The 13,338-nt window shown below is 68.9% G+C and carries 10 protein-coding genes; 5 read left to right on the top strand and 5 right to left on the bottom strand.

Annotation, left to right across the window (positions count from 1 at the left end; genetic code table 11):
• The first annotated feature begins 37 nt into the window (after positions 1-37).
• Positions 38-3,064 (top strand): sensor histidine kinase, encoded by a 3,027-nt coding sequence (locus NQ204_RS09925; RefSeq protein WP_256643767.1) that lies wholly within the window; start codon positions 38-40, stop codon positions 3,062-3,064.
• Complete coding sequence (locus NQ204_RS09920) at positions 3,057-3,710, top strand: response regulator (RefSeq protein ID WP_256643766.1); 654 nt, start codon at positions 3,057-3,059, stop codon at positions 3,708-3,710. The genes NQ204_RS09925 and NQ204_RS09920 overlap by 8 nt, the downstream gene beginning before the upstream one ends.
• An 804-nt stretch (positions 3,711-4,514) precedes the next feature.
• Here the strand turns inward: NQ204_RS09920 and NQ204_RS09915 are convergent.
• On the bottom strand, positions 4,515-5,708 hold the full coding sequence (locus NQ204_RS09915) for an MFS transporter (protein WP_256643765.1): 1,194 nt from the start codon (positions 5,706-5,708) through the stop codon (positions 4,515-4,517).
• Positions 5,709-5,801: 93 nt separating this feature from the next.
• On the opposite strand from NQ204_RS09915, the gene NQ204_RS09910 reads away from it, so the two are divergent.
• Positions 5,802-6,731: a LysR family transcriptional regulator gene (locus tag NQ204_RS09910; protein ID WP_256643764.1), complete on the top strand. Its 930-nt coding sequence runs from the start codon at positions 5,802-5,804 to the stop codon at positions 6,729-6,731.
• Positions 6,732-6,833: 102 nt separating this feature from the next.
• Here the strand turns inward: NQ204_RS09910 and NQ204_RS09905 are convergent, their stop codons facing one another.
• Positions 6,834-8,291 carry an amidohydrolase family protein gene (locus tag NQ204_RS09905; RefSeq protein ID WP_256643763.1) on the bottom strand — a complete coding sequence of 486 codons (1,458 nt, stop codon included), beginning with the start codon at positions 8,289-8,291 and terminating at the stop codon, positions 6,834-6,836.
• 52 nt (positions 8,292-8,343) lie between these two features.
• Positions 8,344-9,042, bottom strand: a complete 699-nt coding sequence (locus tag NQ204_RS09900) for an ankyrin repeat domain-containing protein (RefSeq protein WP_116865328.1) — start codon at positions 9,040-9,042, stop codon at positions 8,344-8,346.
• A 93-nt stretch (positions 9,043-9,135) separates the two neighbouring features.
• Here NQ204_RS09900 and NQ204_RS09895 point away from each other — a divergent pair, with 93 nt between their 5' ends.
• Positions 9,136-10,017 (top strand): LysR substrate-binding domain-containing protein, encoded by an 882-nt coding sequence (locus NQ204_RS09895; RefSeq protein WP_116865327.1) that lies wholly within the window; start codon positions 9,136-9,138, stop codon positions 10,015-10,017.
• Between the two features lie 434 nt (positions 10,018-10,451).
• Here NQ204_RS09895 and NQ204_RS09890 read toward each other — a convergent pair whose 3' ends face one another.
• On the bottom strand, positions 10,452-11,720 hold the full coding sequence (locus tag NQ204_RS09890; protein WP_256643762.1) for an amidohydrolase family protein: 1,269 nt from the start codon (positions 11,718-11,720) through the stop codon (positions 10,452-10,454).
• A gap of 187 nt (positions 11,721-11,907) precedes the next feature.
• Between NQ204_RS09890 and NQ204_RS09885 the strand changes: the two genes are divergently transcribed.
• Positions 11,908-12,549, top strand: coding sequence for a hypothetical protein (locus tag NQ204_RS09885; RefSeq protein ID WP_256643761.1), 642 nt, complete (start codon positions 11,908-11,910; stop codon positions 12,547-12,549).
• Between the two features lie 33 nt (positions 12,550-12,582).
• Here the strand turns inward: NQ204_RS09885 and NQ204_RS09880 are convergent, their stop codons facing one another.
• The gene (locus NQ204_RS09880; protein WP_256643760.1) at positions 12,583-13,230 is read right to left on the bottom strand and encodes a hypothetical protein; all 648 of its coding nucleotides are present in this window, start codon (positions 13,228-13,230) and stop codon (positions 12,583-12,585) included.
• Between the last annotated feature and the right edge of the window lie 108 nt (positions 13,231-13,338).

The following is a 13,338-nucleotide window of genomic DNA, read 5'->3' as shown; positions in this document are numbered from 1 at the left end:
CGTTCGGGTCACCCTCGGCTGCCCCGCACCTGCCAGAATGCTGCCCATGCGTGGCCGCCCCTTTCCCTTGCTGCGTCGCCTGCCGGCGCTGCTGTCGTGCCTGCTGCTGATCGCCCTGCCCGCCTTCGCCGAGCAGCGGCCGGTCGTGGCCGATGGCATGCCCGGCTACCAGCACACCGCGTGGCGGGTCGGACAGGGCGCGCCCGGCGACATCTGGGACATCGCCCAGGACGCGCAGGGCATGCTGTGGCTGGCGACGGGCTCGGGCCTGTACCGCTTTGACGGCCGCCGTTTCGAACGCCAGGCCGCGCCGCCCGGCAGCACGTTTCCCTCGACCAACATGGTCACCCTGGCGCTCGATGCGGATGAAAGCGTGTGGATCGGCTATTTCCAGGCGGGCATCAGCCATTTCTCCGCCAGCCACCTGCGCAGCTTCGGCCGCGCAGAGGGTGTGCCGATCGGCGTGGTGCCACACTTCAGCCGTGATCGCGACGGTCGCCTGTGGGCGGCCATCAACGGTGGCCTGCGCTGGTTCGATGGGCAGCAGTGGCGCGCGTTGCCCACCGGCAACGGCGTGCCGGAGCGGCGCGTGCAGTGGCTGCTGCATGATCGCCAAGGCACGTTCTGGGTGCTGGCCGACCTGAAGATCTGGCGACGGCCCGCCGGTGCCAGCACTTTCGACGACACCGGCATCGCCGTCTCGCAGATGGCCTCGTTGGCCGAAAGTCCGCGCGGCGAAATCTGGCTGGCCGACCGCATTCGCGGCACCTCGCCGCTGGCCAACGCGCACGGCCTGCTGCCTGCGGCCGAGCGCGAGGCACGGCGCCTGCCCGAGCTGGTCGCCGCGCGCCTGCAGTTCGCCGCCGATGGCGCGCTGTGGGCCACGATGAGCCCGCATGGCGGCGTGGCAAGGGTCACCTTCGAGGGCGACCAGGCCACGCGCCTGGAGCGCTTCGATACGCCGCAGGGACTGACCGCGACCTCGGCGGTGCCGGTCCTGCTGGATCGCGAGGGGAATCTCTGGGTCGGCACCAACCTCGGCCTCAACCGCTTCCGCGCGCGCAGCGTGCAGACCCTGGCGGCCGGCCCGACCGATCCCTATCGTTCGCTGGTACGCGCCAGCGACGGTCGCGTATATGGCTATGGCGAGGACCTGAGACCCTACGACCTGCGCCGCAGATTGGTGGGCGAAAACGCCGCACAGCTGCAGGATGCCGCACGCCAGGCGCCGACACCGTTGTGGCAGTTCGACTGGATCAATCTGGTCCGCACCGTCGGCGGCCACGCCACACGCATTCCACTGCCGGCCCCGTACGCCGGTCAGTCCCTGCAGGCGCTGCTGTTCCACAACGACGATGACGCCTGGATGTGTGTCGGCGAGCGCGGCGTTCTGCGCTACCAGCACGCGCGGTGGTACCGCCAGCCGCGGCTGCCCGAACAGGCCTGTTCGTCGATGGCGATGGCCAGCGATGGCGCCGTGCTGCTGGGCTATGCCGATGGTCGGCTGCGACGCATGGATGACCGCGGCGTGGCGACCTTCGATACCCGCCAGGGGCTGGCCGTCGGACCGGTGACGGCCCTGCTGCAGGACCAGGACATGCTGCTGGTGGCCGGCGAAGCCGGGCTGGCCGCGCGCATCGGCGACGGCCACTTCAGCGAGGTGCGCACCGACATGGCGGGCGTGCTGGAAGGCATCACCGGCATGGTCGCCGACGCACACGGGCGGCTCTGGCTCAATGGCAGCCGCGGGCTGGTGCGGCTGGACCGCACTGCCCTGCGTACCGCCGTGCTCACCCATCAACCGGTGGCACCGCGCCTGTTCGATGCCGTCGACGGCATGCCCGGCATCGCCCTGCAGAGCGGCCCTATTCCCACCGCCGCACTGGCCGCCGACGGCCTGCTGTGGCTGGCCACCAACCAGGGTCTGGCGTGGCTGGACACCAACGCTGCGCACACCAACACCCAGGCACCGGGCGTGCGCATCGGTGATGTGCTGTACGGCGCCACCCAGGCACCGCTGCAGGAAGGGCTGCGCCTGCCGGCCGGCACCACCCAGCTGCAGATCGACTACGTGGCGCTGTCACTGGCCCGGCCGGAACGCAACCGTTACCGCTATCGGCTGTCCGGCGTGGACGAGGGCTGGCAGGATGCCGGCAGCAGCACGCGCGCCTACTACACCAACCTCGCCCCGGGCACGTACCGCTTCGAGGTGGAAGCGGCCAACGAGGACGGCATCTGGAGCACGGCGCCGGCCAGCCGCAGCTTCAGCATCGCCTCCACCTTCGTGCAGACGATCTGGTTCAAGCTGCTGTGCGCGGCGCTGGTGCTGGTGGCGCTGATGGTGGCCGTGCGCATCCGCAGTGGCCAGCTGGCCGCACTGTTCCGCGCGCGCCTGCAGGAACGCCATGGCGAGCGCGAGCGCATTGCCCGCGATCTGCACGACACCCTGCTGCAGGGCAGCCAGGGACTGATCCTGCGCCTGCATGCGATCAGCCAGTCGGCGCAGACGCCGGACAACGTGCGCACCCAGCTGGAATCGGCGATGCAGCTGGCCGAACGCAACCTCGCCGAGGGCCGCGAGCGGGTCAATGCGCTGCGCGATGGTCCCTTCGCCGGCCGCGACCTGGCCACCGCCCTGGCCGACGTGCATGCCGAGTACGCCGGCCAGGGGACCAACCCGCTGCGCCTGACCGTCGAAGGCACGCCACCGCCACTGCGGCCCGATGCCGTGGAGGAAGTGTTCCTGATCGGCCGCGAAGCGATCCGCAATGCCCTGCGCCACGCCCAGGCCAGCGCCATCGAAGTGGAGCTGTCCTACGGCAGCCGATGCTTCCTGCTGCATGTGCGCGACGACGGCGTCGGCATTGCCGACGACGATGCCGGCCATGGCCACTGGGGCCTGCAGGGCATGCGCGAACGCACACAGCGGCTGGGCGCGGAACTGCAGCTGTGGACCCGCCCGGGGCTGGGCACCGAAGTCGCGCTGGCGGTTCCCGCACGGCGCCTGTATCACCGCCGGCCGCCACGTTGGCGCTGGCCCTGGAGTGCAAAGCACCATGACTGAGTCTTCTACCCCGATCGGCGTGCTGGTGGTCGACGACCATCCCCTGCTGCGCGACGGCCTGGCCGCCCTGCTCGGCGCGCAACAGGACCTGCGCCTGCTGGGTGAAGCCGCCGATGGCGAAGAAGCCATCGCGCGCTACCAGGAACTGCAGCCGGACGTGGTGCTGATGGACCTGCAGATGCCGCGCCTGGATGGCGTGGAAGCGATCGCGCGGATCCGTGCGCTGGATCCACGCGCGCGCATCATCGTGCTGACCACCTACCGTGGCGACGTGCGTGCGGTACGTGCGCTGCAGGCCGGCGCCAGCGCCTACCTGCTGAAGGACATGCTGCGCCACGAACTGGTGGACACGATCCGCACGGTGGCCGGCGGCCGCCGCGCCGCGATCCCACCGGCGGTGGCCGCGAGCATCGCCGCCCACGTGGTGGAAGACCGGCTGTCGCCGCGCGAGACGGAAGTGCTGCGGCACGTTGCTGGTGGCCTGTCGAACAAACGCATCGGTGAGCGGATGCAGATTTCCGAGCAGACGGTGAAGGCACACATGAAGAGCCTGATGGACAAGCTGGGCGTGGGTGACCGTACCCATGCCGTGACGCAGGCGCTGCGACGCGGGATCATCAGCCTGGATGACAGCGGTCACGACTAAGGGTGGGGTTTTCTGCAGGGCTTGCAGCCCTGCACCTGCAGAAGCAACGTCAACGTCACCGTCAACGTCAAAAGCCTGCATTCCGTGGGATGGCGGGGCGGTGTGGGTGGTCAGGACACGCCGTGAACCCGTCCATGGGGGCTCGATGGCGCCATCCATGGCGCCAACGGTCCTGCCCCACCCACACCGCCCCTCCTCTGACAGTAGGCCGACGGCTGTTGGCAAATGCAGCTGTTGGTCGGCACATCTGTCAGATATCGAATGAATTCATCCACGCATGGCGTGGTTCTACTGCGACTGTGCGGCTGTTGGTGGGTGTCGACCGTTGGTCGACACATCTGTCAGACAACGAATGAATTCATCCACGCATGGCGTGGCTCTACTGCGACTGTGCAGCTGTTGGTGGGTGCCGACCGTTGGTCGACACATCTGTCAGACAACGAATGAATTCATCCACGCATGGCGTGGCTCTACTGCGACAGGCGGTTGGTTGGTGTCGACCTTGGTCGACACGATTTTTCCATCAGATATCGAATGAATTCATCCGTGCCGCCCAACGGTCGGCACCCACCAGAGCAGAATGCCGTTCCGACAGATCGCGGAAAACTGTCGAAGGCGGGGTGGGGCCGGTTGAGGGGGCGTGAGCCGCATGGATGCGGCGACCGAGCTTACATGGACGTACTTGCAGCGTCCCCCTCAACCGGACCCAACCCGCCTAACCTCAGGAAACCAGCCTTTGACGTTGCTTCGGGCGTTGCGTTTGCATTGAGCAGGTGCAGGGCTGCAAGCCCTGCAGAACAACACTCACCTCAACCGCACCAGCAGGCTGCTGCCCGCACACACCACTGCCAGCCACGCCACGCCGTGCCACCCCCACTGGGCAAGTGCGAGGCTGCCCAGCGCACCACCCGCCGCCATGCCGATGAACATGCCCGTGAACAGCAGCGCGTTGAGGCGGCTGCGCGCCGGCGGCACCAGGCCGTAGACCAGCGTCTGGTGCGCCACCAGCGCCGACTGGAAACCGAAGTCGAACAGCAGCGCACTCACCACCAGCAGCGGCAGCAGCGCCGCCGCCGGCAGCCAGCTGTCGGCCAGCAGCAGGCCGAAGCCCACCAGCGCCACCGCAATCGCCAGGCGTGCCACCGTGTGGCTGCCCAGACGGTCGGCGTAGCGGCCCGCAAATGGTGCCGCCAGCGCGCCGGCCGCACCGGCAATGCCGAACGCACCCGCGGCGGCACTGCCCAACCCGAGCTTGGTGTGCAGCATCAGTGCCAGGGTCGACCAGAACGCGCTGAAGCCCACCGCCAGCAGCGACTGGCTGGCGACCGCGCGGCGCAGCTGCGGCTGCTCACGCCACAACTGCAGCAGCGAGGCCAGCAACGCCGGATAGCGCAGCGTGCTGGTCGGAGCGAAGCGCGGCAGCGCCTTGGCCATCAGCGCGCCCATCGCCGCCACCGAAACCGCCGCCAGCACGAACTGCGTGCGCCAGCCCCAGGCTTCGGCGACCACGCCGCTGACCACGCGCGAGAGCAGGACGCCCAGCAACAGGCCGGTCATCACCCGGCCAACGATCTGCCCGCGGTGTGCGTCCGGGGCCAGTACCGCGGCCGCGGGCACGATGTCCTGCGCGAGGGTGGCCATCAGGCCCACCAGCAGGCTGGCCATCAGCAGGCCCGGCAGCTGGCCAGCCAGCGCCGCGCCCGCCAGGGCCAGCGACAACAGGACCGACTTCAGCAGGATCAGGTGGCGACGGTCGAAACGGTCACCCAGCGGGGCCAGCAGCAGGATGCCCAGCGCGTAGCCCAGCTGGGTCAGGGTCGGCACCAGGCCGACGCCACGCTCGCTGGCGCCGAGGTCCTGCGCGATCAGGCCCAGCATCGGCTGGCTGTAGTACAGCGAGGCCACCGAAAAGCCGGCGCCGGCCGCCATCGCCAGGACCAGCTGGGCCGAGGGGGCGGCCATGGGCGTGGCGCTAACGGAAACAGAGGGGGCGGACATGGATGAACTCCGGGGAGGAATGGTGCATAGCCTGACGATATTCGCTACACGTCTGTAGTAGGATCAGGCACATATCCTTCATACGCCCAACGCATGACCGACCTGCCCGCTGGCGCGGACCGCCTCGACCTGCTGCGTACCTTCCTGCGCATCGTCGATGCCGGCAGCCTTTCCGCCGCCGCCACCCAGCTGGGCACTACCCAGCCCACGGTCAGCCGGCGGCTGCAGGCGCTGGAGCGACAGCTGGGCCTGCGCCTGCTGCAGCGCTCCACCCACGGCCTGCAGCTGACCGAGGACGGCCAGCGCTGCCAGCGCCACGCGCAGCGGGTCATCGACGAGTGGGAGTCACTGCAGGCCGAACTGCATGGCGAGGCGCAGGTGCTGCGCGGACGCCTGCGGGTGATGGTGCCGCACGCGTTCGGCCAGGCGCAGCTGCTGCCGACCATGCTGGATTTCCTGGCATGGCACCCGCATCTGAGCCTGGAATGGATCCTCGAAGACCATCGCCCGGATTTCGTTGCCGAGGGCATCGACTGCGCCGTGCGCGTGGGCCCGGTGGACGAGCCGCGCATGGTCGCCCTGCCGCTGGCCGAGGTGCCGCGCATCGTGGTGGCCTCGCCCAGCCTGGCTGACCCGGCAAAGGTGCGAACGCCCGAGCAGGCGCAGGCACTGCCGTGGATCGCACTGGCCACCTACTACCGCGAGCGCCTGCTGCTGCACGATGCGCACGGGCGCGCGCACACGCTGTCGATCGCCCCGCGCCTGCTCACCGACAACCTGTTCGTGGTTCAGCGTGCCGCTGTGGCCGGTCTGGGCGCGGCGGTGGTCTCGGCGTGGCTGGTGGCCGACGATCTCGCCGAAGGCCGCCTGGTGCAGCTGTTGCCACAGTGGCAGGCGCCACCGCTACCGGTGCACCTGGTGTTCCCCGCCGCGCGCCAGCAGCCGCTGCGGCTGCGCGCGTTCATCGATGCGATGAAGGAAGCACTGCCGCAGCTGCATGGGATGCGGCCGGCGGTGCGCTGAACCGCTGGAAGGGTCAGAGCCCCTCCCTGTGGAAAAGCAACCGACCCTGGGCTGGAGGGTCAGCGCCCTTTCCATCGGAAAGGGCGCTGACCCCGCAGCCGATCACTTCGCCTTGGCCGCCTCGGCATTCCACGCTGCCACCTTGGCCTTGGTGTCGGCCAGCATCTTGTCCAGCGCCGCACGGTCATACAGGGTGCCGCGCAGGATCACGCTGTCGATCTTTTCGGTCGCGGCGATGTCCTGCAGCGGGTTGGCGGTCAGCAGCACCAGGTCGGCCGCCTTGCCGCTGGCCACGCCACCATAGCGATCCATCTGGCCGAACCACGCCGGGCCCGAACGCGTGGCCGCCGACAGCGCCTGCGGCGCGCTCAGGCCTTCCTTCACGAACAGCTGCAGTTCCTGGTGCAACGCAATGCCCGGAAAGTTGTACGAGTTGAGGAAGCCGGCATCGGTGCCCGCGATGATCGTTACCCCCGCTTCCTGCAGCATCGGCAGCACCGAAGCCACCTGATGGTACTGCGCGTGGCGCGCTTCGATCTGCGCCGGGGTCGCCTTGGCCGCGCGATCCACGCGCCACTGGTAGGTCGCACGCAGGCCCGGGCCGATGTAGGCCAGGTACGGATCGTTGGCGTGGTCATCCTGGTCGAGGAAATCGAGGATGCGGCCGCCATTGAGGGTCGGGGTCACGAACACGCCGCGCTTGGCGAAGTCGCGGTAGGCGTGCATCGCCGTATCGTGGTCGAAGCTGGCATCCAGGCGGCGGTTGGCCTCGGCGCGGTCGATGCGACCGGCACCGAAATCGGCGGCGATCTGCGCTTCATCCTTGCTGCCGGCCTTGAAGGCGTAGTCGAGATGCTCGATCGAAGCCAGGCCGGCATCGACCGCCTGTTCGACGGTCAGCGCCATCGGGATATGGCCCGACGCCTTCAAGCCAGCCTTGCGCGCGGCGCTGGCCGAATACAGGAACAGCTCCGGCTTCAGCGTGCTGTCGGTGATCTTCACGAAATCGACCTTGTCGTGCTGCAGGCGGGTGATCGCCTTGTCGACGTCAGCCTCGCTGCCCACTTCGATGGTGCCCTTCCAGACCGGCTTGATGCCTTCGATCTTGGCGCCGGAGCTGAGCAGGCGCGGACCGAACAGCGTGCCGTTGGCGATCTCGCCACGCCACTGCAGCACCTGCTCCGGCAGGTCGCCCGAGCAGTCGCGCACGGTGGTGATGCCATGGGCGATGTACAGCGGCAGCAGCGCCTTGTTCTCTTCGATGAGGGCCGGGCCGCCGCCGAAGTGCACGTGCATGTCCCACAGGCCCGGGATCAGGTACTTGCCCTTGGCGTCGATCTGGCGGCTGGCGCTCCACTGGCTGCGCAGCTGCGCATCGGGGCCGACGGCGACGATGTCATCGCCACGGATCACCACGCTCTGCCCCGGCAGGCTGCGTGCGTGTTCGACATCGACCACGGTGGCGTTGCGGATCAGCAGGTCGGCACGCTCGGCAGCGGACGCCGACAGCGGTGCGACGGCAAGGAGGATCGCAAGGGACAACGGACGGGACTGGAACATGGACGGCATCCTGGTGGGCGCGCGTAACGCGCAGGTTGGAAGGGGTCGGGATTCAGCGCTGGGCGCCGGCCTGGCGCAGCAGGGTTTCAATGTGGGTGTAGCCACGCTGGCGTGCGTGCATCAGCGGCGTCACGCCATCGCCATCGGCCAGTTCGGGATTGGCGCCGGCGTCGAGCAGCAGCTGCACGATCTGCACATGGCGCGGGCCGCCATCGCCGAGCAGGATCGCTTCCAGCAGTGCGGTCCAGTGCAGGCGGTTGACATGGTCCACCCCCACACCCGCGCGCAGCAGTGTGCGCACGGTGGCCACATGGCCGCGTTCGGCCGCGGGAATCAGGGCGGTGCCGCCGTAGCGGTTGGTGCTGCGCAGGTCGGCGCCGTGGGCCAGGGTCAGCGCGAGGATGTCATCGAGGCCGCGCGCGCCGGCATACAGGTAAGCACTGTCCTGCATCGCATCCTTGGCGTTGACGTCGGCACCGGCCTCGATCAGTTCGCGTGCGGCATCGACGTGGTTGCCGTGGGTCGCCAGCAGCAGTGCGGTGCGACCTTCACCATCGCGCGATTCCAGATCGGCATCGTCTTCCAGCGCCGCACGCACGGCGGCGGCATCGCCTCGCGCGGCGGCATCGCGCAGGCGCGCATCGGCCGGACCGGCCGTGGCCGAACACCCCGGCACCACCATTGCCAACAGGCACAGCAGCAACAGGCGACCCAGCGGGCCGGGCAAACGAGGGCGACGAGCGATGCGCATCTGCGGTTCTCCGGTGCAGCGGGGCGCCGTGCTTGCCGCCCCCTGCCCTGCATGGTAGAAGTCGCCACGTGCATCCAGAAGTGAAATGTTCAAATGCAAGACAGTGCCAAATCGAATAGAACGCTGTTCGAACTGGACCTGCTGCGTGCGCTGGTGATGGTGGCCGACTGCGGCAGTTTCACCACTGCGGCCACGCGCCTGCATTCCACCCAGTCCACGGTGAGCCAGAAGGTGCGGCGGCTGGAGGAACTGGCCGGGCACCGCCTGCTCGAGCGCGGCCACCGCGACGTGCACCCCACCGATGCCGGCCACACGCTGCTGGGCTACGCGCGGCGCATGCTCGACCTGAACGAGGAAATGGCCCAGGCGCTGGCCGGCGCCACGGTGGAGACCGCGGTGCGCATCGGCGTGCCGGAGGATTTCGTCAACGCGCAGACCACGCGCATGCTGGCTGCCTTCAGCCGCCGCCACCCTCAGGTGAAGCTGGAAATCAGCAGCGGCCTGAGCCGGGACCTGGCGCATGGCTTCGACCATGGCGAGCTGGACCTGGTGCTGGTCAAGCAGCGCCGCAACACGCGCCAGGCGGTGCACTGCCGGCGCGAGCCGATGCACTGGATCGACGGCCAGCGAAGCAGCAGCCTGCAGCTGGATCCGCTGCCGCTGGTGACCTTTCCGCCACGCGGACTGTACCGCGACGAGATGATCCAGGCGGTGGAGGCGCTGGGCCTGCGCTGGCGCATCGCATTCACCAGTTCGTCGCTGAGCGGCATCCAGGGAGCGGTAGCCGATGGCATCGGCATCAGCCTGCTGCCGCGTCGCGCGGTATGCCGCGAGCACCGCGTGATCGATGGCGAGCGTGGCCTGCCGGTGGTGGAGAACTATGAGATCGGGCTGCTGCATCGGCCGGATGCTGATGATGCGGTGCGCGCGCTCGCCGCCGAACTCTGGCGGCAGGTCCAGCGCGAGGCGGAGTAGTGTTCGGCAGGGCTGCGCCCTGCACCTGCTCAACGTCAACGTCAACGTCAAAAGCTGGCTTTCCGTGGGTTGGCGGGGTGGGTCCGGTTGAGGGGGACGCTGCAAGTAGGTCCCTGTAAGCTCGGTCGCCGCTTGCTCGTGTGCGCTGTCCTGCGCACACGGCAAGACCGGGGTTGGGCGTCCTGCCCAACCCGCCCGAGGCATGCCTCGGGCCCATGTGGCTCACGCCCCCTCAACCGGACCCACCCCGCCTTCGACGGTTTTCCGCGATCTGTCGGAACGGCGTTCTGCTTCGGTGGGTGCCGACCGTTGGTCGGCACGGATGAATTCAGTCGATATCCGACAGATGTGCCGACCAACGGTCGGCACCCACCAACAGCACACGGGAACTGTCAGAGGCGGGGGTGTAGGTGGGCAGGACCCCGGAGGGGCATTTACGGCGTGTCCTGACCACTTACACCGCACCGCCATCCCACGGAATGCCGCTCTGGCTCTTGACGTTGAATTTGATTCGGCAGGTGCAGGGCTGCAAGCCCTGCCGACAACACCCACCTTCCCTGGACAACCACGCGCCGCTCGACCGGCACACCTGCCACCGCCGCCGGACCGTGATCCGCCCGCACCGCCACGAACGTCGCCGGCAGCCCCTCGCCCATCCCGTAGTCCGGCAACCCGATCACCGCCGCCGCATGCGTGGTGACCATGTTCAACGCCAGCATCAGGTCCGCATCCGTGTAGAACCCCGAACGGTAGCCCAGCAGCATCGCCCGCTGCAGCAGATCGCCATTACCGTAGGGCCACCAGCAGTCACGGATGTTGTCGTTGCCCGCGAACACCCGCACCCCGGCATCATGCAGCGCCCGCAGCAGCGGGAACGGATGATCGCCCGGCGCGTTGCTCATGATCGCCACGCCGGCGGCCGCCAAGGCCTCGCCCACCGGCAGTGCGCGCGCCAGCGGCACCTCGCCCAGTGCGTAGGCGTGACTGACCGCCACCCTGCCCTGCAGCCCGGCAGCACGCGTACGCGCGGCGATGCGCAGCAGCTGGGCCAGGCCGGCTTCGCCCGGTTCGTGCAGGTGGATGTCCAGGCGCACGCCGTAGCGCTCGGCCAGGCCGAACAGCAGGGCCAGCTGCCCCTCGGCATCGCCATCCAGCGTGGTCGGGTCGATGCCACCCAGCACCTCCACGCCCTCGGCCAGGGCCTGCTCCAGCACCACGGCCGTGCCCGCGCAGGACATCACCCCCGCCTGCGGGAACGCCACCAGCTGGATCTGCATGATGTCTGCGCAGCGCTGCGCAGCCTCGCGCACGGCCTGCAGGTGCCGCAGGCCGGTGCTGGCGTCGATATCGACGTGGCAGCGCATCGCCACGGTACCGAAGCCGCTGCACTGGCGGATCAGCGCCTCGGCGCGGTCCACCATCGGCGCGGCGTCGGCCACGGCGGCCTTTTCCACCGCCAGGCGCTCGCGCAGGCTGGCCACCGGCTGGTGCGGATGCCAGCGGTCGCCGACGAAACTCTTGTCCAGGTGGATGTGCCCATCCACCAGGCCCGGCAGCAGGGTAAAACCCTGCAGGTCGATGACCTCGGCACCTTCAGCCGGGCCCGCTGTGCGGTTGAAACCCTCGAAACGCCCGTCGCGGATGTGGAAATGCACCGGCGCACCCTCGCGGTCGACGCCGCCGTGGATGAACTGCAGGGTCATGGGGGCAACTCCCGGAAAGCCAGACAAGGGCCCCATCGTGCGCCGCGCCCGGCCCATCGGCCAACGAAATATCTGCATGCCTCGTATTTGGCAACGCGATGAATGCCCGAAGGGTCGCGACGCTTTCGGCACGCCGGGGACACGCCTGAACGGGTAACATGGGCGCCTGTTTCCGCTGTGATGCCGCATGGGCCCGTCCGACCGCCACGATCGTCTCCGCCGCTGGCAGGCCGCATCCCTGCTGGCCGCTGCCCCGATCGCCAGCCTGTCCGCCGCCGATGCCGGTGCCACCGCGCCGCTGCAGGCGCCGCCCGGACAGCAGCGCGTCGCGCCCGCCGCCCTGGTCGAGCAGCTGCACCAGCGCGTGCTGGCCGGCCCCAGTGCAACCGGTACGCTGGAAAGCTGGTGCGCCGAGCATGGCCTGGCCGAGCAGGCCCGCGTGCGCGCCGTGCGCGTGCACGGCCAAGACAAGGCGGCACCGGCCGACGTGCTGAAGGCGCTCGGTGCGGGCGCCGATACGGCACTGCGCTATCGCCGTGTGCAACTGTTCTGCGGCAGCCGCGTGCTCTCCGAAGCCGACAACTGGTACCTGCCGGGCCGTCTCAGCGCGGCGATGAACCAGGTGCTGGACAGCAGCGACGAACCGTTCGGCCGCGTGGTCGGCCCCCTCGGCTTCCAGCGCCAGACCCTTGCCGACCAGACCTTCTGGCCACCGCGCGGCGATGGCGACCATGGCGTCATCCTGGAAGTGCGTGCCCTGCTGCGCGACCGCCAGCAGCAGGCCTTCAGCTACGTCATCGAGTCGTACAGCTTGCAGGCGCTGCCCTGACGGCGAGCGTGCGGTAGTCGAGCAGGCTCGGCGCTACTGGCTGATGCCGTTGGCAGTGGGATTGATCGAGAACACGAACCGCCCCGAAGACTGCCCGTTTCCCAGCGGATACTCGGCCGTCATCAACGCGTAATGCGGTGCGCCGCGGTCCTTGCCGAACACGCCAACCCAGTCACGGAATCCACCTTGGCTGCGGCTGCGCACCTCGCCCATGCACAGGGTGTAGCCACACGACAGCGAGGCCAGCGCCACGTCCGCGCCCAGCGCACGGGTCGCCGCGGCGTGGTACAACCGGGTCAGATCCTGCGCATCCGGACTTAGCGACGCATCCGCTTCGAACTGTTGCAGGGCTGCTTTGAAGCTTCTGCTGGAAAGGAGAGTGGCCTCGGCCTGGTCGCCCGACAATTCACCGCCGTTCAGCAGTCGCGACTCTCCTACGAGATAGGCCGCATTCGATGGCATGGCGTGTTGTGCCAGCGGTCCAGCTGCGGCGGCACGTGGACGCGCAGGCGCAGGCACGGGCGCCCGCTCATCATCGGGAGAGGCGGCGTGACCGGTCGCCTGCGCCTCCGATACGTCCGCCTTGACGGGGCGCTGCGCGATCTCATTGCGCGCGGTTCCGGTTTCGCCCGGATGGCAGCCTGGCAACACGCCCAGCAGCATCCCGGCGATCAACAGCATCCTTGCATCCATCCGTGCACTCCCTGCGTGGAAAGGCCACAGCATCGGCCGTTCGCACACGTTGCGCCATCTGCATCGCACGAGCAAGCGCCCTGCAACCGCGCCTTC

Source organism: Stenotrophomonas testudinis (genome assembly GCF_024499815.1).
Classification (GTDB): domain Bacteria; phylum Pseudomonadota; class Gammaproteobacteria; order Xanthomonadales; family Xanthomonadaceae; genus Stenotrophomonas.
Note: the sequence above shows the minus strand (reverse complement) of the source record. Positions and strands in the feature narration are given on the sequence as shown.

What these genes read in the sequence shown, in the direction of transcription:
- NQ204_RS09900 (WP_116865328.1), bottom strand. Translation starts at nt 9,042, where the DNA reads ATGCGCATCGCTCGTCGCCCTCGTTTGCCCGGCCCGCTGGGTCGCCTG.
- NQ204_RS09890 (WP_256643762.1), bottom strand. Translation starts at nt 11,720, where the DNA reads ATGACCCTGCAGTTCATCCACGGCGGCGTCGACCGCGAGGGTGCGCCG.
- NQ204_RS09920 (WP_256643766.1), top strand. Translation starts at nt 3,057, where the DNA reads ATGACTGAGTCTTCTACCCCGATCGGCGTGCTGGTGGTCGACGACCAT.
- NQ204_RS09910 (WP_256643764.1), top strand. Translation starts at nt 5,802, where the DNA reads ATGACCGACCTGCCCGCTGGCGCGGACCGCCTCGACCTGCTGCGTACC.
- NQ204_RS09895 (WP_116865327.1), top strand. Translation starts at nt 9,136, where the DNA reads ATGCAAGACAGTGCCAAATCGAATAGAACGCTGTTCGAACTGGACCTG.
- NQ204_RS09885 (WP_256643761.1), top strand. Translation starts at nt 11,908, where the DNA reads ATGGGCCCGTCCGACCGCCACGATCGTCTCCGCCGCTGGCAGGCCGCA.
- NQ204_RS09915 (WP_256643765.1), bottom strand. Translation starts at nt 5,708, where the DNA reads ATGTCCGCCCCCTCTGTTTCCGTTAGCGCCACGCCCATGGCCGCCCCC.
- NQ204_RS09925 (WP_256643767.1), top strand. Translation starts at nt 38, where the DNA reads ATGCTGCCCATGCGTGGCCGCCCCTTTCCCTTGCTGCGTCGCCTGCCG.
- NQ204_RS09905 (WP_256643763.1), bottom strand. Translation starts at nt 8,291, where the DNA reads ATGTTCCAGTCCCGTCCGTTGTCCCTTGCGATCCTCCTTGCCGTCGCA.
- NQ204_RS09880 (WP_256643760.1), bottom strand. Translation starts at nt 13,230, where the DNA reads ATGCTGTTGATCGCCGGGATGCTGCTGGGCGTGTTGCCAGGCTGCCAT.